Origin of the sequence: Paenibacillus sp. FSL W8-0194 (genome assembly GCF_037969745.1) — a bacterium.
Taxonomy (GTDB): Bacteria; Bacillota; Bacilli; order Paenibacillales; family Paenibacillaceae; genus Paenibacillus_AQ; species Paenibacillus_AQ cookii.
Window position 1 is genome coordinate 773,007 of record NZ_CP150205.1, and the last position, 20,986, is coordinate 793,992.

Consider the following 20,986-nt stretch of genomic DNA (forward strand, 5'->3'; position numbering starts at 1 on the left):
AGGCGAGAATCAAAGCCCGGAAGCGATAAAAGCGGGCTGATGGAGTGAGGGGAACAAAATGAAGGAACATGTGCAAGAAACGGCTGCGGGCGTTGCCAATACGGCGCCGGCGTCGGAAGTCAGCGACCAATCGGTTTCGATGGAGGATATCGTGCGTGCCCATCACGTACTGCGCGAGGTGATCGTGCGCACGCCGCTTCAGCACGATGCCGTGCTGTCGGCGAAATACAAATGCAACGTCTATTTGAAAAGGGAAGATTTGCAGGTGGTGCGGTCCTTTAAAATCCGCGGCGCTTACAACATGATCCGCAACTTAACGGATGAGGAGCGGGCAAGGGGCATCGTCTGCGCAAGCGCGGGCAACCATGCCCAAGGCGTGGCTTTCTCCTGCAATGCCCTTGGCATCCAAGGCAAAATATATATGCCGAGCACGACGCCGAACCAGAAGGTCAAGCAGGTGAAGCGTTTCGGCGGCAGCAACGTCGAAGTCATCCTGATCGGGGATACGTTCGATGACGCTTTCGAGCAGGCGATGAAGGCTTGCAAAGAGCAGGGCATGACGTTTATCCACCCGTTCGACGCCCCGAAAATTATCGCGGGCAACGGCACGGTCGGAATGGAAATCATGGAGAGCCTGGACGTGCCGGCGGATTTCGTATTCGTAACGATCGGCGGCGGCGGCCTGGCGGCGGGAGTGGGCTTGTACATCAAAGCCGTCAGCCCTTCGACGAAGGTGATCGGCGTGGAGCCGTCGGGAGCGGCTTCGATGAGCGAAGCTTTGCTGCGCCGTGAAGTGGTGACGCTGGAGGAGATCGACAAATTCGTCGACGGGGCCGCGGTCAAACGGGTAGGGGACATGCCGTACGCGATTTGCGCGAGCAAGCTCGACGACATCGTGAAGGTGCCGGAAGGCAAAGCGTGCACGACCATCCTTGACCTGTACAACGAAAACGCGATCGTCGTGGAGCCGGCGGGCGCCCTGCCGGTCGCCGCGCTGGACCTGTACAGCGAGCAGATTCAGGGCAAAAACGTCGTCTGCATCATCAGCGGCGGCAACAACGATATCGACCGGATGCAGGAAATCAAGGAGCGTTCCCTGATGTACGAAGGCATCAAACATTACTTCATGATCAATTTCCCGCAGCGTTCCGGCGCGCTTCGCGAATTTCTCGAAGACGTGCTCGGCCCCGGCGACGACATCACCAACTTCGAATATACGAAAAAGCATAACAAGGAAAACGGCCCGGCCCTCGTCGGCATCGAGCTGAACAGCAAAGAGGACTACCTGCCGCTGATCGAGCGCATGAACCGCAAAGGGCTGCAGTATACCGAGCTGAACAAGGACTCGAATCTGTATAACATCTTGATCTGATCGCAAACAGCACAATAAAAAAGGCGTCCTTCCGCATACCGGAAGAACGCTTTTTTTACATGAGGATTTTGCAAAAATCCAAGGAGCGACTTTCAATCAGCAATATATAGAGCGAAACGGTTTAGTTTGTCTATATATTCTACCCTGGAGCGGCAGGAATCGAATCTCGCAAAATCCTGACATATAATGATATACTCCTTGAAAAAATGCATCTACCGCAAGGGAAACAGGGCTATAAATAATAATTCGTCATCGACTGATCGCTGGCCAGCACGGCTTCGCTGTCGAGTTTCTTTTTCAAATAAGACTTGTCCGAGGAGATAAAAATGCTCATGATCAAATCGACGACAAACAGGAACGTGATGTGATTGGACAGAAGCGCGCTGTTATTCACGGATATTTTATCCGGCACGATGATGTTCTCGTCCGCATGTTCCGTAATCGGCGACGAATCATAACAGGTGATGGCAATCGTCTTGACCTGATGGACCTGTGCGATCGCCACCGTCTCCACGATTTCCTTCGTCGAACCGGAGCGGGAGAAGGCCACAACGGCGTCTTCTTGGCCGCACTGGGCGGCGGCGATCTTCATGGCACGGCTGTCATTGACCGCCTCGGCCATAATGCCGATGATGGACAAGCGGTTCTTCAGGGCGATGGCGGCGAGGTACGAATCGAACATCCCGATAATATAAATGCGCCGTGCTCCCTTCAACATATCCACCACGCGGCGAAGCTGCTCTTCGGTAACGAGCGCGGACGTATTGACGATCAGTTCGTTATAATCGAGCGCCAGCGCATCGATCGGGTTGATTTCCCGTCTTTCTTTTTTCTTGGCCTGCATATCCCGATAAAAAGCGTCCTGGGCAAAAGCGATCTTGAAATCGTTAAAGCCCTTGTAGCCGATTTTTTTGCAAAAGCGGTTGATGCTCGTTTCCGATACGCCGATTTCATTGGCAATGGCCGTAATCGTGTTGCGCGTAATAAAATCCGGATTGTGTATAACGAAATTGGCGATCTGGTTTTCGCCGAAGGTGAGTTTTTGGGTTTGGGATACGATTTTGGCGATGACGGCCGGAATCTGTGAAGACATGATACCTCCTCCTGATCTAACGCGGGAAAAACTAATCCGGCGGGGCTGACGATAACTTTTCCCATTATATCATACTGCGTGAGGTATGGAGAGAGCGTCATATCCAATATTTACAAGCTTCGATCTGCCGCATGAACTCATCCGCCGAAAGCTTCCGCTCCCGGATCAAATAGGCATAGTCCAGCAAATTGGGCAGGCAGGGGAGCGCAAGCAAATCTTTGCAAAAAGCATGAGCGGCGATCTCGCAGCACTGCACCACGCTTGATTTTTTCGTAAACGGTCCCAGCTTAAAAACCTCGATCCTGTCGAGCTTTTCATTCGTAAACACCTGATCCCGGTACTCCAGCCAGTGGTAAAACTCATGAGCCAAATGAACATCGACCAGAAGATCCAGCTCGTTTTTGCCGGTATCGCACCGTTCGCCAAGAAGTTCCTGGCATACCGCTTGCATGCCTTTCAGGGAAGAGGCGTACAACATAATCTCCGGCGGCGTTTTGGCAAAATCGATCTGCGCGCGAAAAGAGACGTTATGAAATGTCCCGGAAGCTTCCGTGATTTCATAGCGAAGGCCGGCGTCCCTGCACATCGCCCGAATGCCGAGGCCTTTATATTTTGCCGCCGCCAGACGTCCGGCCTGAAGCGACTCATGGACATAGTAGGGAATTTTCGCAGGAGGTATTTTGTGAAAAAGAGGATCCTGCCTCAGCGCCATGCAGCCTAAAACTTCATCGGACAGACCGGACAAGCCGTCGGGCAAAAGGGTGGTTTGAACCGGCATTCGCGGCGACCTCCTTGCTAAGTTAGAAGATTTTCCCCACGTTAGATGTACTTCGAGATCCCTGAATCGATCATGTACCCGAATCCACACGCAAAGCTGTCTGTTTTACTGATAAGCCACAACCAGCATTTCGTCTTGCGGCGCAAGCATTTCGGTTTCGATTTCCAGGATGGACAACAGCTGCTCTTTGGTCTGCATGCCGGTTAGATCCAGCATTTTTTCCTTGTAAAAGACAAACACCTTCGGAATCGTGGCATTGGCGTCGGAATAAATGGTGTTATCGTCCAAAAACGAGCTTAGCGCTTCCTGCGCGGCTTTATTCAGCTTCGTAAAATGCACATTGTTTTTCTTGAAGCGGACAACGCCTTCGCGGTCCAAAACGCTGACGGCATTGGATTTTTTCTTCAGCAGCCCGAACAATGACTTCTTTACGCTTTCGCTGGCAAACAGATGCCAACGACCGGTTTGTGCGGCAAGTACGGTCGTTTCCACCGGACTGTCGATGGAACCGGCGGCAATGGTCCGCATGTCTTCCTCGGACATCGCTTCCCGGGCCAAATCCTTGGAACGCAGCTCGGTGGAGCCGGTGGCGACGGCCCGCAGAATATTTTTCTGGCTGTCGATTTCGATCGTCACCTCCACGGTGTCCTCGGAGGCTCCGGACTTGACGATCCGCTCGACGATATCGGCCCGGATGCGTTTGATATCCTCATCGGTCGGATTGACGACGGTCCGCTCCAACTGTTCCTTAACCATGGCGAGCGCCACGCCGATCGTGGAGACGTAAGGGGCGTTGTTCGCGATCCGGCATTTGAAGCCTTCGCGTTCGGCCATCGCCGGGACAAGCACCGCGCCGCTGCCGCCGCCGCCTACCAGCGTAACGAAGCTGCGGTCCAGCTCGTAGTCTTCGATCATCGCGTTGACGGTTTTCATCGTTTTATCGATGGCGATGTCCATCGCCTGTCTGGCCGCCTCCTCCACGCTAACACCGACGGATTCCGCAAGCGCCTCCCAGGCTTTCAGCGCCGCTTCTTTATTGCCTTTCGCATAGTCGCCTTCCGGAACGTATCCGAGAATGTTGGCGGCCCCGGCAAGGGTGTAGGCATATTCCTTTCCGTTCGCGCATCCGCAGACCGCGTATTCGGCCGGGTCGCCCGCCCGCGGGCTGATGAAGCGGACCTCGGGGCTGGCGATATCGTCGGCGGATGCAAAAGCTTCGTATTCCTTGCCGGCAATATGCGCGCTGCGCGGACCGACGTCGGCGATGCGCCCGCCCGAGACCTTGATCATGCTGCCGCCGGCGATGCCAAGCGTGCGGACGTCCAGGGACTGCAGGTACGTGCGGTGTCCGCCGACCTCGGCGTTTTTGATCATGACCTTGCCGTTTTTAATGACGGAAATGTCGACGCTGGTGCCGCCGACTTCAAAGAAAATGCCGTCCGAAATTTTCTCGTACATCAGCGCCCCGGCAACCCCGGCAGCCAATCCGGACAACATCGTCAGAATCGGCCGCTTCCGCACCTCGTCGATGCTCATGACGCCGCCGTCGCAGCGCATGATCATGAGCTGGGACGAAATGTTCGCGTCTTTGACGGACTTTTCGGTCATATTGGCGGTCTCCATCATTTTGGGGATAAGCGAGGCGTTGATCACGGCGGTGCGCGTCCGGGTTTTTAGGCCGTAGAGCTGGCTGATTTCGTGGCCGCCCGTTGCATACACGCCTTTGCGGGCCGCAAGCTCGATGACGCGGAGCTCGTTGGCAGGATCGTCGACGCTGTAGGCTTCGGAAGCGACGATGACTTCGGCGCCCTGCCGGATGAGCTCGTCGATGGCGGCTTCGATCTGATCGTCCGTCAAGTTTTTCGAATCGAGATAGGTGTGGTAGGTTTGCAGATATTTCCCCGGCGCAAGCTCGATATCCCCGGGATTGGATTCGGAGCGGGCGCTGAGGCCGTCCAGGCCGGAGCCCATGCCGATGATACCGACGCGGGCCACGTCGCCCTCCAGCAAAGCGTTTGTCGCCTGCGTGGTGCCGTGGGCGATAAAGACGACGTCTTCGGGATCGATGCTTTTGCTGCTCAGAATGCGATTCAGAATTTGCACGATCCCTTTCGCCACGCCGTCCGGGTCATGATGGGTCGTCGGTATTTTCATCTTTTCGATGACTTCGTACGTTTCGTTGTCGATCAAGGCCGCGTCGGTGAACGTGCCGCCGACGTCGATGCCTACTCGGACCTTTCGTCTATGCATAATGTCCTCCTGAGATGACGGGCAAAGAACCTTTTGCGGAGCCCTTCGCCCGGTTTTGTCGATGTCGGGAAGCACCGGTACAGGTGCCAGTTAACCCCGGTTAAAACACCATAAACGATCCGATGATCACCGAGATCAGCACGGACGCCATCGTCCAAGGCAGCGTCTTTTTCAAAATTTCGTTGATGTCGCTTTTCGTAAAATCGGCGACCCACACGTTATGGGAGTTGGTCGGGTCGGAAACGGACTGCACGTTGCTGACCGCGCGCAGGGCAAGCATGGCCGCGACCGGCGACATGCCCGCCGTCACGAAGAGGGCGGCGATGCCGCTGCCGAGTCCCCACACGTTCAGCGGCCCGCGGTAAATCGCCAGCGGCGACAAAATCGTAAAGAACAGGATGTACGTCAGCGGGCTGCCCGGCAGCACGGTTTCGATCAGCGGCGAAATGACGGCCGATACCTGCGGAGACATGACGGAGCTGAGCAGGATGCCGATCCCGATCATCAGCGCCATCGCGCCGGCGACGTCCTGGATGCCTTCGACCAATGCGCTGGAGAGGATGTGGATCGGACGTTTGGGCCACGTGAGCAGCAGGGTGACGATCGCGCCGACGATGACGGCCGGGACGATGTCGATCTTGAAGATGAAGACGAGAATGACCGGCACGAGCGGGCTGATCAGCGCAAACGCGGGCACCTTATTGTTGTCTCCGGGGGTGGCGGCAGGCATCGACCAGGCTTTGCGGCCTTTGCCGTCCTTTTGCACGTAGAAGACGATCATGATGAGCGAAATGACGATCAGCGGGAGGGCGACCACCAACGTATAATTGGCGATTTTATCGACCGAAAGCCCAAGCACATCCACGTAGACGGCCCAGTTGGAAACGTTGAAGAGGGAGCCCACCCCGACGGCCAGCAGGACGACGATGGAGGCGACGAATTGCGAGATGCCTGCCGTGAGCATGATCGGAATGACGATGGTACCGACGAGGATGACCATGCCGAGCCCGCCGGCGGCGGAAAAAATGATGGATGCGGTAATAAAAAACAGAATAGCTATAAGTACGGGTTTGTCTCCGGCCAGCTCGGCCGCCTTGCGGATAATCGCTTTGGTAATGCCGACCTTGTTCAGGATTTGGCCGAACCAGGCGCCGAACACGAGGCCGGCGATGGCGCCGGACAGCTTCATGGAGCCGCCGGCCAGAACGGTTTTGGCGATGGTGACGGTGTCCGGATTGCCCGAAACCCAAGGCACGCCGACGATGACGGCGAACAGGATCGCCATGCAGGGCAGCGCCAGAATGGTCGGCAGCTTGCGCGCCATCATGAGTCCGACGAACACCAAAAAGACGAGCAGAATACCGATTGCTTGAAACCACATTGCCGTTGTCATCCAAATTTCCCCTCTCAAAATGGGTGATTTATACAAGTTGAACCAATGCTTATGAACGGAAGGAGGCAGCCGGGTGAAATGTTCTTAAAGGTCGCTGTTGCTCCCGGATTTCTATGATTTGAACCTAATCTATGGTAGAAATCCGCTCGCAAGCATATGCTTCCGATGCTAGCTTTCCGTAGGAAAGCTTTTAGGCGACCACTCCGTTTCTGCAGAATCATTTCCTCCTCGTTGCCCAGCCCTTTCATTTTCTTTACTTCAACTTGTATAGCTTCCTTCGGAAAGCTTTTAGGCGAACGCGGCATATGCTTCCGAAGTAGCTTTTTTGCAAAAAGCTTTTAGCTTCGTAAGAATCGATTTCGTCCCCTCACGCTACCTTTGCTTTTTAAGAACTAAATATGACTGTGAGCCCTCTCTTTAGTACAACTTTTAAACTTCCAGGTAAGCCCCTTGCTCTTTTAAAATGGTTTGCACCTTCTTGATGTCGATGTCCTGTACATTTTTACCCTCCAGCGCCGCAAGCGCTGCGGCAACGCCGCCGCCGTGGCCGATGGCGCCCGTCGTCGGCGTCGTTCTCATGGCGGCCTGCGCCTCGAAGGTGGCCGAGATGCAGCGGCCGATGACGATCAGATTTTTCACCGAACTCGTGATCATGCAGGAGTAAGGGATGCTGTACATGCCGCCCCATTCCAGCTTCTGATGTTTCGTACCCTCGCCGTCAGGGCTGTGGATATCGATCGGGTACCCCGAATGGGCGATTGTGTCGTCGAACTTGCGCTGCTGCAAAATATCGTCGGCCGTCAGCATGTACACGCCCTTGATTTGGCGCGAGCCGCGGACGCCGATGTTTGGACCCGTCGATTCGACGACGGCATGCTCGAAGCCCGGGATATATTTGCGCACGAACAGCTCCAGCTCCCGGCACTGCTTGCGGCCTTCCATCTCGGCGCGGCTCAGGCTGAGCGCATCGGTGGCGTCATGGCCGATGATGCGGGTCGTGTTGAGAATGACTTCGCCGGGGTTGTTCGTCTCGAAGAAGAGGATGTTTTCGCGCGGGATGGAGATTTCGCCGCGTTCCTTCGCTTTTTTGAAGAGGCTGTCGAAACCGCCGACCGACAGGCGCGGCGCTTTTTCGATGATGGAGGTGTCCCCGTTGTACAGCGGAAAGTCCTCCGGATGGCTGTGAATGTATTCCTTCACCTTGGGAATGTCGACATTGTACATTTTCATTTTTAAGGTCATCGGCTGCGTTGCGCCGTCGGATTCGCGGCCTTTCGTGTATTCCGCGCCGGCCCCGGCGGAGAGGTCGCCGTCTCCCGTCGCGTCGATGAAAACGGAAGCGTGTATGTCGCTGAGCCCGGATTTATTGCAAACCTTGATGCCGGTAATGCGCCCGTTTTCCGTCTCGACGCCGGCCAGCATCGTGTGATACAAGATTTCGCCGCCAGCTTCCGTCACCATCAGCTCTAGTTCATGTTTCATCGCTTCGGCGTCAAACGGGGTAACGGAGTAGGTGAAACCCACCGTATCGAAAATATGCCCCGGGGATTTGCCCAACCGCTTCAGCCGCTCGATCAGCTCGTTCGTAAAACCCTGGATGGCCAGCTTGTCGCCGGCATGGAACGTCATCATCGGGCCGACGCCGTTCGCCGTCAGCGTACCGCCCAAAAACCCGTGCGATTCGACAATCAGCGTCTTGGCTCCCGTTTTGGACGCGGCGATGGCCGCCATGGATCCCGAGATGCCGCCGCCCATCACGACTACGTCATATTGCTGCATGTCTAACCCCTCTTTCATCAAGATGGTATTCTTTGGATTGCCTTTAGGCTAACAAAATTAATCCGTTTTGTAAACGCTTTTAGAAAATTATTTTCTAAATATGCGGAAATGTTGTAAATAGTTTGCGGGAGTTTTAGATGTTTACATTTCCCTCAAAATCGAGGGAGCGTACGCATGTAAAAGAGGAGAAATTCCCGAGGGGGCTACTTTTTTGTACTTAAAAAAGCAATATGCGGATATCGCATAGAATTCTATTTGGCGGTGGAGTCTAGGGTAAACTGAGCGGGGTGAGTGGAGTTATACAGTTTCCAATTCCCTATTTTTATAAATACCCGTGAGGGAGCAAATGAAGAATGTAGTAGAAGAATTATATTACGGTAACCTGAATCTTGAAGAGCAGATTGTTCCCGCAGATCCTGAATATCGTTCTATGAATAGAAAAATTACGTAATTGATAGAGAAGCCAAAGAGAGACTTTCGGAGAGTGATTTCGCAGCCATTGAGGAAATTCTGGATTTAAATGGGGAGTCTAACGGCATACTAGCAAGGGCTTCTTTTGTTCAAGGGTTTAGGGTGGGGGCTTTGGTGATGGTAGAGGTGTTTGATGGTGGGAAGGGTTTTAGAGGGTAAGTAATAAAAAGAATTGATTTAGGAGGATGTTACTACTCGCCGCGATGTGAGTCAAATATCCGTGAAAACTCACTCCTGCTGTTAATATCAGCAGGAGTTTATTTATTTTAGGAGGGGAGATATACATTGTTCGTCAAATTATTCCGTATTATGGGAATGTATACCTAGGTAAAATTTGACTATTTTGATAAAATAGTGTCGTGTAATCAATTACTTTTAATAAAATTACGATATCCGCAATATTAAATATCGGAAAGATTCGCCATAGAGACATGCCTAGAATTTACTGAAATTGTATATGTCAACAGTGAGCTGGTAGAAAAGTAGAACTGATTTCAGCTGATGGAGGAATTAGGATTATGGAGAATTTAAAAAATACAATAAATTGGGATCACGAACACATAATGAAGATTAATAGATCTATTTCTACATATGATGTTAAGGATGAGATTGTGGAGGAGGAGGTAAGGAAACAAATAGAACCATGGTTGTCAGCGATTTTTCAAAGTGAACATCTGTCTGTTTTGCTGGGCGCAGGGTTAACGACCGCAGTTACTTCTATAGCATCCCTACCCTCCCAAGGGATGTGGAGGATTGATTTTGATGGAGCATATAAAGAACGTATAAAGACTTACGCAGATATTAAGGCTACTAAAAGCGATAGAGGCAAAGCTAACTTGGAAGATGATTTGAGAACTGCCTTTGAATTATTAGCTGGTTTGCAAATCGCCGGCCATGAAGTGGATGCCCTGCAACTAAAGACAAGTATAGAGACAGCATTATCTGAATTTATTTCAGCAATCTTAAAAACTGAGGAACAATTTAAAAAAGCACTGGAAGCCGACTTTCAAAAATTTGATATAGAGATGATGTTTGATGTGGAGTACGGGAGTAAGGCAGAACAAAAAAAACTAGATTATCAAAAGAAGGCGGAAGAAGCGTTAAGCTATCTAAAGTCATTCCTTACAAGTTTCGCCAGTCGGACTGCCAGCAGAGATCGCCTTAACATCTTCACTACGAATTACGATCGATTTATTGAGTACGCATGTGATATGGCAGGTATATTATTGTTGGATCGCTTTATAGGGAAAATTTCTCCGATTATGCGTTCGACTAAACTTGAATTAGATTATCACTACAATCCACCAGGTATTAGAGGAGAACCTCGCTATGTTGAAGGCGTAGCACGATTAACAAAAATGCACGGTTCAATCGACTGGAAGTTTCAGGGAAAAAAGATTGTAAGAGAACCATTACAATTTGGAGCTTCAAGCTTTATGAATGAATCAACAGAAGCTGTAGTTATTTACCCTAACTCTTCTAAGGATATTGAAACTGATTTTTTTCCATATGCGGACATGTTTCGAGATTTTTCTGCAGCGCTTTGTCGCCCTAACTCTGCACTTGTTGTTTATGGCTACAGTTTTGGTGATTCCCATATAAATCGGATCATTGAGGACATGTTAACACTCCCTTCAACTCACTTAGTTATCATTGCATATGAAGATAGCGCGAAGCGGATAAAACGTTTCTATGAAAAGCATAACCCTGCGCAGATTACTTTATTAATTGGAAGCCATTTTAGTGATTTAAAGAACCTGGTTGATTGTTATCTGCCAAAAGCTGCAATAGACAAGATTTCTGTAAAAGCGCATGAATTGAAGGAACGTCGAGGAGATAAAGAACCTCAAAACAAAAGTGGAGAAGGTAGATTTGATGAATGGGATTCCTGATTTTGATTATCTTCGAGATCTCACAATTGGTACTGTCGAATTTGTCAGTCCATCAACAATTAGAGTGAAATTAGAATTCAATACACCAGTAAACACAGCTTTTAATGCTGGTTTTCCAGTATCTTTTCCTAAAATAAACGGATTTGTACTTGTTCCTAATGAAGTCGGGGCTATAGTCGGAATGATATCTTGGATTGGCGTTGAAAATTCGCTTTATCCCAAAAGAACAGGATTAAAAGATTTTGATTTAATCGACCTTCCATTTCCCCAAAGGAAAATGCAAGTTAATTTACTTGGAACTTTAAAAACAAAACGAGATGGAACTTTTGAATTCGAACGAGGTGTCTATCAATTTCCTTCTGTTGGGGATGCTGTTTCTATTCCTACAAATGAGGAAATGGAGGCTATTGTTGAAAATAGAGAAAGGAACGCGAATGTTATTATTGGCACAGCCCCAATAGCAGGCAATGTTCCCGTTAAGATAAACCCAGATACACTATTTGGTAGACATGTTGCTGTTTTAGGGAACACAGGGAGCGGAAAATCCTGCTCAGTGGCTGGATTGGTTCGTTGGTCAATTGAGACTGCTAAAATCAACAATAAAAAATCAGGGGCACTAAATGCGCGTTTTATTGTTTTTGATCCAAATGGAGAATACTCTAAAACTTTTGATACTTTAGGGGAACCAAAGAAATTTAGGGTAAATATAGGTGAGGATTTGATTCATGAAAGTACTCAACTTCAAGTACCAGCCTGGATGTGGAATAGCTATGAATGGAGTTCGATTGCACAAGCCAGTGGAAAAATGCAACGACCAATACTAAGGCGTGCATTGAGAGAATTACGAAATGGCGGTACTATTTCAAATGATATCTTCAAAGCAAGAATAGATTTGACGAGCTACCATTTAGCGCTTAAAACTCATGTTGCCAGAGGCTATGATATTTTGTCCGATAAGAATGAGCGTACAGCATTCGGGAAAAGGCTTGTTATGTTTAAGGGTGATTTTGAGCATATGATAACTCTATATGATCACCTTTCTGAGGTTGTTGCTGGACTAGGGAAAATTCTTCGAATGATTGAGGACATAATTAATAAGTATTCTAAGTCATTTGTTAGAGATGAGGAAACGATACAATATTTTGAGAGTATCTCGAGGGCTGACTTTGACAATTTAGTTGCAAATATGCAGGAAGTCCTAGATTCATGGGGAGGTGAGGTGGAATATGAAGGACCTAATGAGGATACGCCAGTTGAGTTTGATCTCAATCAATTAACCGCCCAAATTGCTCAAATATCTAAAGAACAAAACGCCATACAGTATGTAGACTATTTAATTATGCGTATTCAAACGATGATAGCTGACATTAAAATGTCTTCTATTATTAATAACAAGAGCGAAATGACTTTATCTGAATGGTTAGAGACATATATTGGGGATGGTCAAGGAAGCGGAGCCGTGGTCATTGACTTATCACTTGTCCCATCAGAAATAATACATCTAATCGTTGCTGTAATGTCACGGATTATTTTTGAGTCTTTACAAAGATATCGAAGGAAAAATGGAAAACCGTTGCCAACAGTCATGGTATTAGAAGAAGCTCATCATTTTCTCAGTCGGTATGTACAAAATTCGGAAGAATTATCGCCAGCATCTATGTGCACGCAGACTTTCGAGAGAATTGCCCGCGAAGGGAGAAAGTTTGGCCTTGGACTAATGATATCTTCTCAGAGACCATCTGAGTTATCTCCAACAGTATTGTCACAATGCAATACCTTCCTGCTGCACCGTATAGTAAACGATCGGGATCAAGAATTAGTCAAACGTTTGGTTCCTGATAATTTGGGAGAAATGCTAAGTGAACTGCCTGTACTTCCAACAGGAAAGGCTTTATTGATCGGGGCAGCATCTTCAATTCCGATTCTAGTTGAAATGAAACAATTAAAAGAGGAAGAACGGCCGCATTCCTCTGATCCTGATTTTTGGGATGTGTGGACAAGGAAAGTGGAACGAGAAGTCGACTGGAAAGCCATAGCCAGAGAATGGCAGGTTGAATAATAAAAAGTAAATTGCAAAATCTGTAAAGCGACGTTAGAACTTTGCTTTTAACTCAAAATTGACTTGAGGAGGGCAGAAGGATGGAGAGTAAAAGAAAACTTACTGATGAAGAATTAGGGGAAATTGAAGGACTTGTCAATAAGGCAATTATGGCGATTAATAAAGAAGCTGCTGCTCCATTTATTAGACGCTTAGAATTTATGAAAGAAACATTAAGCATAGAAGCTCCACAGAAAAATATTTTTGCTGAACTTATTGCGTATACAAAAGCAGCTTCGGGACAAGTGAAGGAAAAGGAGCACTGGATTAGCGTAGTCAACCAAAGTCTTTATAAGTTAAATTGCAAGTGATTTTTTAGGCGGAGCCAAGCTCAACGTAGGATGGAATTTCTTGTTCTGCAAGAAGGAGGTCTTATGCTAGAAAAATAACAATAAGTAATTTTTGGCCATTCAGAACAATTGAAATGAACTTCAAAAAGTTATGACAATGATTGCTGGTAAGTGAATCTTTGAAGACAGCAATTACAAGGTTCTATCGCAGGAGTTGTTTGTGGAAGCGATATAATAATGGAATAAATATATGACTCATAGATATAATCGAATTAAAAGGGACGTGAGTGAATTCATGTCCTATTTTAATATAGTTTAGAAGCCAGATGGATTTCTATCTGATGCGGATCAATGATCATCTCAAGTTGAATGATATCGGCTCCTACAGGATGGATGCCTTCTCAGCTCAATTGCAATTTGTTCTTGCCCTGTATGGTAAACAATGCTATTGTCTTCGCATTTTAGTAGCTCTTTTGTCCCCTCAGGCGGGCCCCCTCCCGTTCTTAAGGGACATTCCTCTCTAAAAATTAACCATGCTATGTGAAATGCGAGAGGCAGAAAAGGTAGTCAAACTTAGAACCCACCGCAAGGTTAGCACTGAAGGTCGTTCTTTAGTCCCATCCAAGTTTGTTCAGCCGGGTGTTTCGACACCCGGCTTCTTTGTATAATTTGAAAAATAAGTGAAGTGGAAAATTTGCACTATCGGCTGATCTTTTTCAGGATTTACCAATTCCCCGTCGCCGCTTTCCGATATTCCTCAACCTCCGGCGTCAACATATCGTGATTTTTCTCGAGTACTTCCAGGAATCCTTTGATCTTTTTCAGGTAAGCGCTCTTGGACGGGTCCCCTTTTTGAACGGCTGCCTGCAAGGCCGCTTTTCCCTCGGGATCGACCTTTTTGGTGTCATAGTCGAACATCGGCGTGTTGTTGAGGCCGTACATGGAAACGCCCAGGTACAGGTTATACAGCGATTTGACTTGCGTCGCCCGGTTGGATGTCGGGTAGGACTTCAGAAACGCCTCATCCGATAAAGCACGTTTCGTTGCTTCCGTCCAGCCGACCGACAAAGCGGCATCGCGCGCGAACGGGGCTTTCGTTTCGGCCGTCATGATGTCGATATAGCTTTTGATGTCGTTGGTGACGTAGGGGCGTACTTTTTGCAGGCGCGGGTAATCGAGCACGAGATAGAACATGCCCTCGGCCGTATCGATGCGGTAGCCGCTGTCGCGCGCCCCTGCGAACAAGGTCTTCAAGCTTTTATCGTTTGTTTTGCTGATCAGGGAAGTCAGGTCGTCGCCCTGCTTCATCAGCTTGATGAGCTTTTGCTGCACGTTGTCCCTGTAAAATTTGTCATTCCAAGCGTCGAGGTTCGCCTTTTCGGCATTTTCGAGCTTCAGCACCATGATGGTGGCCTGCCAAGGCGTCACTTGATAGATGTTTTTTTCCATGTAAGCGACGGCCTCGGCTTGTTTGGAAGGAGATTTGAGCAATCTCATCATTTGGTTGAACACCGCATTGGCATGCGCCGTTTTGGCGGAAGCGGCAGCAGGTGCCGTTGTCGGCCCGCCTGCAGGGGCGGTTTTTGACGCGGCTTCGGCTGCATGAACGGCGGGGGCGCCGGTTTGCAAACTGATGGCGGCGATTAAAGCCGCGGCCGCGGCTGCGGATTTGGTCCATTTTTTCATGTAAAAGCACCTCCAAGGTTTCGTTACTCCCATATTACCCGCGTCTTGTTTCATGATCGCGTCCGCTTGTTTCGGACTTGTAAACTTTTTAGCATAAACATAAAAAACATCTTTGACCGAACTTGCGACGCTGGTTCAATCCAAAGATGTTTTTGGGGAGTTGTTTATTTTGTTTTGCGCAAAAAGATAAACCGGAGCCCGAGAAAGCCGATAACGCACAGGATCAGGCTGACCCAAGGCGGTACCGTCCATACCGGCAGCACGCCGCGCAGCGAAAATCCGGCGACCATCACGACGACCATGATGACCAAATAAATGCCGATCGCCTTCAGGTTGATTCCCGGCTTTTGCGGACCGGCATCCGCCGTTTTGCCCAGCGAACTCATGATGATTTCCGTCAGCGCGATTGAACCTGCGGCGACCAGGATGACGGCCAGCAGGCTGATGCGGTTAAGCTGATCCCCGCCATGCCCGGCAAGCTGCGCGCCGAAACCGATGACGGCCTCCGCCAGAAACAAAATCGTTAAGCCGGTCCACGCGATCATGAGATAGTAGGCGGGACCTTCGAGCTTTCGGACCTGCGGCAGCGTTTCGACCACAGATTGTGCAAAGGCCTCCGCATCGCCGCCAAACAGCGTGGATGCCGGAATTCCTTTTTGCTGGGCTTCCAGCACCTCCTGGGCCAGATCCAGCAGCCGCTGCTCGCCCCGTTGACGGTCCGCCCGGCTGTCTCTTACATAAACGACGATATCTTCGTAAAAATCCCTGTTCGCCGGCGTCATTTGCTCCCGCAGACGGTTGTTTTCTTGTACCATTTCTCTAGTTGTCATGTCCGTTCCTCCGTATACATCAAGTATAGGAACTGGAATTGCCGGATTCAAGTCCGATCGGAGCAGGGGTCTTCATTCGAGATGAAAAAGCTGCTCGCGATGGACAAACACGTATATGACGGCCGCGATGACGCATACGACCAGCACCCAGGACAGCGGATGCTCGCGAATATGAGCTAGACATTGCTGCCACATAACGACACGTCCCTTTCTGCATTCGGTTTTGAACCTAGTTTCTGTCAAGCTGCCCGGTTCCATACCACGACGCCCGCTTCCATAAAAACGATCTATTTGACACAGCCGAACAAGCGGTGCTAATATGGACGTATCTAAAACATATTAAACTTATCGGAATTATAAGTTAAAGAATAGAAAGACCTCATATCTTCGTTTTTCAGTCATAGGTCGATCGGAATTAAAGGGGAGTGAAGCGATGGAAAGACAAATCGGCATTCGTTACGGGCAGGAAGAGCTGACCGCAAGCTTGCATTATCCGGCGGCGCAGCCGGAAGGGAAAAACGGACCTAAAGGGGAGCGGGTTCCGCTCGTCGTCATATGCCACGGATTCGTCGGCAGCCGGATCGGGGTGGACCGTTTGTTCGTGAAAACCGCGCGCGAGTTGGCAGGTGCCGGGTATATGGTGCTGCGCTTCGATTTTGCGGGATGCGGGGAAAGCACCGGTTCGTACGGCAAAGAGGGGCTCGAATCGATGATCGCCCAAACGCGGACGGTGCTCGATTACGCGCTGGAATGCGGGAACGTCGATCCGTCGCAGGTCACTTTGATCGGGCACAGCCTCGGCGGGGCGGTGGCGATCCTGACGGCGGTGCGCGACCGCAGGGTCAAAAATTTGGTGCTGTGGTCGGCGGTCGGTTACCCGCTGAGCGACATCGTGAAAATCACCGGCCGGGACGTATACGACCAAGCGGTAAAGGAAGGCAGCGCGGATTATCTCGGCTTCGGGCTGACGCCGGCCTTTTTCGACTCGCTGGGCATGTTCCAGCCTTTCCAGGAAGCGGTCAAATTCAGCGGCAACGTGCTGGTCGTGCACGGAACGTCGGATGATACGATCCCGGTGGATTATGCGTTTTTGTACCAAAAAGTGTTTTGGATGCGGTCCGAGGGGCGCTGCGACAAGGAAATCATTTTTCAGGGCAACCATACGTATTCATCAGGTCCGCACTGCAACCAGCTGATTCACCGGACCAAAGAATGGCTGAACGAGCAAATCTCCCAGCAGCAGGACTGGCAGCATTGGTCGATCTAAGCTTCGGAAAAAAGCGATTGGGCGTACCCACGGGATGTTCGGATCGGCGCGGCGGCAGAAGGTGGAAAAGACACGGTGTACAGAAGTTGGAATTATCCTGATCTACGCGGTAAAATATAAGTAGCAACTTATACTGGCGTGTGGAGGTTGACATCGATGACAATACCATCTCTATTTGTAGCGCACGGTTCACCCATGCTCGCCCTGGAGGATAACGGCTACACGCGTTTTTTGGAAAATCTGGGACGGGAGCTGCCCGTGCCGGAAGCCATCGCCGTCTTTTCCGCGCATTGGGATGAAGCCGACCAGTCGGTAAGCGTGGACGAGACCAACGGGACGATGCATGACTTTTACGGTTTCCCGGACGCGATGTACGAGCTGCGTTATCCGGCTCCGGGTTCCCCGGCGCTTGCCGGACGGATCCGGGAGCTGTTCGAGGCAGGCAACCTGCCGCATCAGTCCGTTTCCGGCCGGGGGCTCGACCATGGCGCATGGGTCATTTTGCAGAAAATGTATCCGGATGCCGGCATTCCCGTTGTCGAGCTGTCAGTCGACTCCAAACGTTCTCCATCGGAACAATACGCGATCGGCGCCATGCTGAAGGAGCTTCGCCAGGAAAACGTACTGATCATCGGCAGCGGCGGCCTCGTGCACAATTTGCGGATGCTGGGGCAGACGGAGACGCCGGACGAGTGGGCGGTGGAGTTCGATGATTGGGTTGCGGAAAAGCTTGAAGGCTGGAAGCTTGGCGAGCTTTTCGAATACGACAAAAAAGCCCCCCATGTCCGCCAGGCGGTGCCGTCTTACGGCGTGGAGCACTTTATACCGCTGTTTTACGCGATGGGCGCGGCGGACGACGACCGCCAGGCCAAGCGGCTGTTCCAGGACTACCAGTACGGCAATTTAAGCCTGAACTGCTGGATGTTCGGTTCCTAATGACACGTGACCAATAAAATCAAGAGCCGGGCTGAAGATTCAGTCCGGCTCTTTTGGGTTCTCCCGCGGGGGAGGGATCGCTTGTTTACCGTTTTAGGCTGCGCCTTTCGTTTTCGTCATCCCGCCTTGGGGGAATGGCGTGTTGCCTTCGCCGTTCCGGCGGAAGAGGTTCCGCAGGTAAGGGATCACCCAGCGGTCCAGCCCGATGCGTCCGGCATTGGCGGCGGCCACGACGACGAACATTTCAAGCAGCAGCATTTGGGCGTTGGTGCTTACGGTGCCCGAGAAGAGGAAGGCGAAGTTCATCACCATGCCCATCAGGGCGGCGAAGGTGGTGAAGGTGCCCAGGATCAGGCCCAGTCCGACCAGCGTTTCCCCGACGGGGATCAGGAAGTTGAACAGCTTCACGCCGGGCAGTGCGCCATGTTCCAGGAAGGCGGCCCACCAGCCCTGCACGGCGGGATGATCGCCGCCCGCTTTGGCGATGGCGCCTTTGAGGAATCCTTCGGCATCGAATCCGCCGGTTAATTTTCCGATCCCGCCCATAAACCACGTATATCCCAGGTAAATCCGGACGACCGTCAGCAGCCACATCGCTGCTTTGTTGTTTCTCAGCCAGTTGTTGAACATATTGAACCACTCCTTATTGGGGTTTCGTATTTTTTGGAAGAAGCGTTTGGTCTGCTTGAGCCTTGGTGTTTCGCTTCTTTGTTTTGTTGGAGGATGATCATCTCTTTCATGTCTTTATTATATGTGATGATTTTCACAATATATGTGATAAAAATCACAATATAAATAAAATTTAAATTTATTTTTTCGGGAATCCCTCTCTCCGGCAGGCAGTCATGCGAAAACGGAGCCGAACGGAAATCCGGCCCGGCTCCGTACGAGAATCCATGCAGGTTTGATAGGCTTGGCTGTTGCAAACATTACATGCTTTTGTGCGGCGTTGAGGCGGAGGGCGTTGGCTTCTTGGAGAATAAAGTGCGCAGATAAGGCATGATCCAATAATCCAGCCCGATGCGTCCGGCATTGGCGGCAGCGGCCACGAGGAGCATCTCGAGCAGAATCATTTGAGGGTTGACGCTAATGCTGCCCGAGAAGAGGAAGGCAAAGTTCATGACCATGCCCATCAAGGCGGCCAGGGTCGCGAAGGTGCCCAGCAGAAGTCCCAAACCGACGAGCGTTTCGCCGAGCGGGATCAGGACGTTGAACAGCTTGACGCCAGGGAGCGCCCCGTGTTTCAGAAAAGCCGCCCACCAGTGCTGCACCGCAGGATGTTCGCCCGACGCTTTGGCGATGGCGCCTTTCAGGAACCCCCCGGCATCGAAACCTCCGGTCAACTTTTTGATCCCGCCCTTCAACCAGGTGTAGCCCAAATAAATCCGGACGACCGTCAGCAAACACATGGCGATTTGATTTTTTCTCAGCCAATTGTTGAACAATTTTCCCACTCCTTCATTTTTATATGGCAGGGTGCTTTCTTTGTCATTCCTTTACCGCTTTAATTTTTAGTATTTAATGGAATAACATCCTTAAATTATAAGTTACAGTCATTCAGCGGCAAGTAGCGTAATCAACGATTTATAATACAATCGCCATATTTCCCCCAAGCAGCCGAAAAGCGAAGGCCAAAAATTTCGGTTTTTCAAAGACAAAGCCTGCCGTTTGTGTTTAAATGGTGAAAAAAGGAAGCACGGAGAGAGGAAAAGGAGGATCCATTCATCGATGAAGAAGCAGGGCCATGGGGAAACGCGCAGGTGGTACAAGCTGGGGAGCGGACTGCTCTGCCTGATGATGCTGGGGACGGCGCTTGGCGCATGCGGGCAGCCGAAGGCGGAAGCGCCCCAGGCGCCGGTTGTGGAAGAAGCGACGCCGCCGGAGGAGCCGGCACCAGCCGAGAACGAACCAGTCGTTCCGGAGGAACCGGAGAAGATCGCCTACACCGCGCCGCTGACGGGGCTGCCCGTGGACAAGCCCGCTTCGGCGCGCCCGCTTGCGGTCATGATCAACAACGCGCCGGCCGCGCGTCCGCAGTCGGGGCTGTCCCAGGCCGATATCGTATACGAGGTGCTGGCCGAAGGCGGCATCACGCGGCTCATCGGCATTTTCCAAAGCCGGGGCACGAACGAAAAAATCGGCCCGGTCCGCAGCATCCGCCCGTATTTGATCGACATCGGGGAAAGCTACGGCGGCGTCCTGGTGCATGCCGGGGGCAGCAACGACGCGTATGCCATTTTGCAGAAGCAGCATAAGGAAGACCTCGATGAAATCGGCAACGCAGGGGCATACTTTTGGAGAGACAAGTCGCGCAAAGCTCCGCATAATCTGTATTCGGACGCAGACACGCTCCGGAAGGGCGCAGACAAGCGCGGTTACAAAAAGGAAGCGGATATCCCGGCGTATGCGTTCCGGACCGAGGAGGACCTTCCAGAGGGCGAGGACGCATCAGGGGCGGAGGTAACCTTCCTGCTGAAAAGCTACAAGGTCGAATACCGGTACGACGAATCGAGCAAGCTGTACAAGCGATCCATCAACGGCAAACCGCATATCGACCTGAACACGGGAGAGCAGCTGGCCGCGGCCAACGTCATCATTCTCGGCGCCAGCCACAAGACCCTCGACGACGTGGGCCGTTTGGCCGTGGATACCGTCTCCGGCGGGGAAGCCGTGCTGCTGCAGCGGGGCAAAGTCCTCCAAGGGCGCTGGGCCCGCGCCAAGGGGGATGCGATCCGGTTCGTCAAGGACGGCAAGGAAGTGCCGCTGTACCCGGGAACGACGTATTTCAACATCGTGCCGAACGCGCCAACCTTCGGGAGCCATGTCGAAATTTTTCGTTCAAAGTGAGCTC

17 protein-coding genes are annotated in these 20,986 nt (G+C 51.0%); 7 read left to right on the plus strand and 10 right to left on the minus strand.

Translation table 11 applies throughout. The annotated features are described in order from the left end of the window. Window positions 1-58: 58 nt before the first annotated feature. A complete protein-coding gene (gene ilvA, locus MKY58_RS03345; protein ID WP_339323455.1) occupies window positions 59-1,372 on the plus strand; it encodes a threonine ammonia-lyase IlvA in 1,314 nt (437 codons plus the stop codon). Between the two features lie 232 nt (window positions 1,373-1,604). Here the strand turns inward: ilvA and MKY58_RS03350 are convergent, their stop codons facing one another. From MKY58_RS03350 to MKY58_RS03370, 5 genes are all read right to left on the minus strand, one after another. Next, on the minus strand, window positions 1,605-2,465 hold the full coding sequence (locus MKY58_RS03350; RefSeq protein WP_339323456.1) for a MurR/RpiR family transcriptional regulator: 861 nt from the start codon (window positions 2,463-2,465) through the stop codon (window positions 1,605-1,607). A 97-nt stretch (window positions 2,466-2,562) separates the two neighbouring features. Next, on the minus strand, window positions 2,563-3,243 hold the full coding sequence (locus MKY58_RS03355; RefSeq protein WP_339323457.1) for a hypothetical protein: 681 nt from the start codon (window positions 3,241-3,243) through the stop codon (window positions 2,563-2,565). 105 nt (window positions 3,244-3,348) lie between these two features. Beyond that, window positions 3,349-5,493, minus strand: a complete 2,145-nt coding sequence (locus MKY58_RS03360; protein ID WP_339323458.1) for a hydantoinase/oxoprolinase family protein — start codon at window positions 5,491-5,493, stop codon at window positions 3,349-3,351. 100 nt (window positions 5,494-5,593) lie between these two features. Continuing rightward, window positions 5,594-6,886 (minus strand): citrate transporter, encoded by a 1,293-nt coding sequence (locus tag MKY58_RS03365; RefSeq protein ID WP_339323459.1) that lies wholly within the window; start codon window positions 6,884-6,886, stop codon window positions 5,594-5,596. 429 nt (window positions 6,887-7,315) lie between these two features. Then, the gene (locus MKY58_RS03370) at window positions 7,316-8,665 is read right to left on the minus strand and encodes an FAD-dependent oxidoreductase (protein WP_339323460.1); all 1,350 of its coding nucleotides are present in this window, start codon (window positions 8,663-8,665) and stop codon (window positions 7,316-7,318) included. A 989-nt stretch (window positions 8,666-9,654) separates the two neighbouring features. Here MKY58_RS03370 and MKY58_RS03375 point away from each other — a divergent pair. The 3 genes from MKY58_RS03375 to MKY58_RS03385 all read left to right on the plus strand — a co-directional run bounded on the left by MKY58_RS03375 (window position 9,655) and on the right by MKY58_RS03385 (window position 13,437). Further along, window positions 9,655-11,028, plus strand: a complete 1,374-nt coding sequence (locus MKY58_RS03375) for an SIR2 family protein (protein WP_339323461.1) — start codon at window positions 9,655-9,657, stop codon at window positions 11,026-11,028. Beyond that, window positions 11,012-13,087, plus strand: coding sequence for an ATP-binding protein (locus MKY58_RS03380; protein WP_339325036.1), 2,076 nt, complete (start codon window positions 11,012-11,014; stop codon window positions 13,085-13,087). The genes MKY58_RS03375 and MKY58_RS03380 overlap by 17 nt, the downstream gene beginning before the upstream one ends. Window positions 13,088-13,167: 80 nt before the next feature. Further along, entirely contained in the window at window positions 13,168-13,437 is a 270-nt protein-coding gene (locus tag MKY58_RS03385; RefSeq protein WP_339323462.1) for a hypothetical protein, read from the plus strand. 702 nt (window positions 13,438-14,139) lie between these two features. On the opposite strand, the gene MKY58_RS03390 is transcribed toward MKY58_RS03385, so the two are convergent. From MKY58_RS03390 to MKY58_RS03400, 3 genes are all read right to left on the minus strand, one after another. Continuing rightward, the gene (locus MKY58_RS03390) at window positions 14,140-15,102 is read right to left on the minus strand and encodes a hypothetical protein (RefSeq protein ID WP_339323463.1); all 963 of its coding nucleotides are present in this window, start codon (window positions 15,100-15,102) and stop codon (window positions 14,140-14,142) included. A gap of 164 nt (window positions 15,103-15,266) precedes the next feature. Next, window positions 15,267-15,932 (minus strand): DUF1129 family protein, encoded by a 666-nt coding sequence (locus tag MKY58_RS03395; RefSeq protein ID WP_339323464.1) that lies wholly within the window; start codon window positions 15,930-15,932, stop codon window positions 15,267-15,269. A 72-nt stretch (window positions 15,933-16,004) separates the two neighbouring features. Next, window positions 16,005-16,127: a hypothetical protein gene (locus MKY58_RS03400; RefSeq protein ID WP_339323465.1), complete on the minus strand. Its 123-nt coding sequence runs from the start codon at window positions 16,125-16,127 to the stop codon at window positions 16,005-16,007. Window positions 16,128-16,365: 238 nt separating this feature from the next. Between MKY58_RS03400 and MKY58_RS03405 the strand changes: the two genes are divergently transcribed. Continuing rightward, on the plus strand, window positions 16,366-17,199 hold the full coding sequence (locus MKY58_RS03405) for an alpha/beta hydrolase (RefSeq protein WP_212952320.1): 834 nt from the start codon (window positions 16,366-16,368) through the stop codon (window positions 17,197-17,199). A gap of 156 nt (window positions 17,200-17,355) precedes the next feature. Next, entirely contained in the window at window positions 17,356-18,135 is a 780-nt protein-coding gene (locus MKY58_RS03410) for a class III extradiol ring-cleavage dioxygenase (protein ID WP_339323466.1), read from the plus strand. A 93-nt stretch (window positions 18,136-18,228) separates the two neighbouring features. Here the strand turns inward: MKY58_RS03410 and MKY58_RS03415 are convergent, their stop codons facing one another. Together MKY58_RS03415 and MKY58_RS03420 are read right to left on the minus strand one after the other, a co-directional pair. After that, entirely contained in the window at window positions 18,229-18,765 is a 537-nt protein-coding gene (locus MKY58_RS03415) for a DoxX family protein (RefSeq protein WP_339323467.1), read from the minus strand. A gap of 299 nt (window positions 18,766-19,064) precedes the next feature. After that, entirely contained in the window at window positions 19,065-19,580 is a 516-nt protein-coding gene (locus MKY58_RS03420; protein ID WP_036714979.1) for a DoxX family membrane protein, read from the minus strand. Window positions 19,581-19,863: 283 nt separating this feature from the next. Here MKY58_RS03420 and MKY58_RS03425 point away from each other — a divergent pair, with 283 nt between their 5' ends. Further along, the gene (locus MKY58_RS03425; protein ID WP_339323468.1) at window positions 19,864-20,982 is read left to right on the plus strand and encodes a DUF3048 domain-containing protein; all 1,119 of its coding nucleotides are present in this window, start codon (window positions 19,864-19,866) and stop codon (window positions 20,980-20,982) included. Window positions 20,983-20,986: the final 4 nt, after the last annotated feature.

Bases quoted from the DNA above. Each gene is read 5' to 3' on its own strand.
- ilvA (WP_339323455.1), top strand. From the start codon at position 59: ATGAAGGAACATGTGCAAGAAACGGCTGCGGGCGTTGCCAATACGGCG.
- MKY58_RS03350 (WP_339323456.1), bottom strand. From the start codon at position 2,465: ATGTCTTCACAGATTCCGGCCGTCATCGCCAAAATCGTATCCCAAACC.
- MKY58_RS03355 (WP_339323457.1), bottom strand. From the start codon at position 3,243: ATGCCGGTTCAAACCACCCTTTTGCCCGACGGCTTGTCCGGTCTGTCC.
- MKY58_RS03360 (WP_339323458.1), bottom strand. From the start codon at position 5,493: ATGCATAGACGAAAGGTCCGAGTAGGCATCGACGTCGGCGGCACGTTC.
- MKY58_RS03365 (WP_339323459.1), bottom strand. From the start codon at position 6,886: ATGACAACGGCAATGTGGTTTCAAGCAATCGGTATTCTGCTCGTCTTT.
- MKY58_RS03370 (WP_339323460.1), bottom strand. From the start codon at position 8,665: ATGCAGCAATATGACGTAGTCGTGATGGGCGGCGGCATCTCGGGATCC.
- MKY58_RS03375 (WP_339323461.1), top strand. From the start codon at position 9,655: ATGGAGAATTTAAAAAATACAATAAATTGGGATCACGAACACATAATG.
- MKY58_RS03380 (WP_339325036.1), top strand. From the start codon at position 11,012: ATGAATGGGATTCCTGATTTTGATTATCTTCGAGATCTCACAATTGGT.
- MKY58_RS03385 (WP_339323462.1), top strand. From the start codon at position 13,168: ATGGAGAGTAAAAGAAAACTTACTGATGAAGAATTAGGGGAAATTGAA.
- MKY58_RS03390 (WP_339323463.1), bottom strand. From the start codon at position 15,102: ATGAAAAAATGGACCAAATCCGCAGCCGCGGCCGCGGCTTTAATCGCC.
- MKY58_RS03395 (WP_339323464.1), bottom strand. From the start codon at position 15,932: ATGACAACTAGAGAAATGGTACAAGAAAACAACCGTCTGCGGGAGCAA.
- MKY58_RS03400 (WP_339323465.1), bottom strand. From the start codon at position 16,127: ATGTGGCAGCAATGTCTAGCTCATATTCGCGAGCATCCGCTGTCCTGG.
- MKY58_RS03405 (WP_212952320.1), top strand. From the start codon at position 16,366: ATGGAAAGACAAATCGGCATTCGTTACGGGCAGGAAGAGCTGACCGCA.
- MKY58_RS03410 (WP_339323466.1), top strand. From the start codon at position 17,356: ATGACAATACCATCTCTATTTGTAGCGCACGGTTCACCCATGCTCGCC.
- MKY58_RS03415 (WP_339323467.1), bottom strand. From the start codon at position 18,765: ATGTTCAACAACTGGCTGAGAAACAACAAAGCAGCGATGTGGCTGCTG.
- MKY58_RS03425 (WP_339323468.1), top strand. From the start codon at position 19,864: ATGAAGAAGCAGGGCCATGGGGAAACGCGCAGGTGGTACAAGCTGGGG.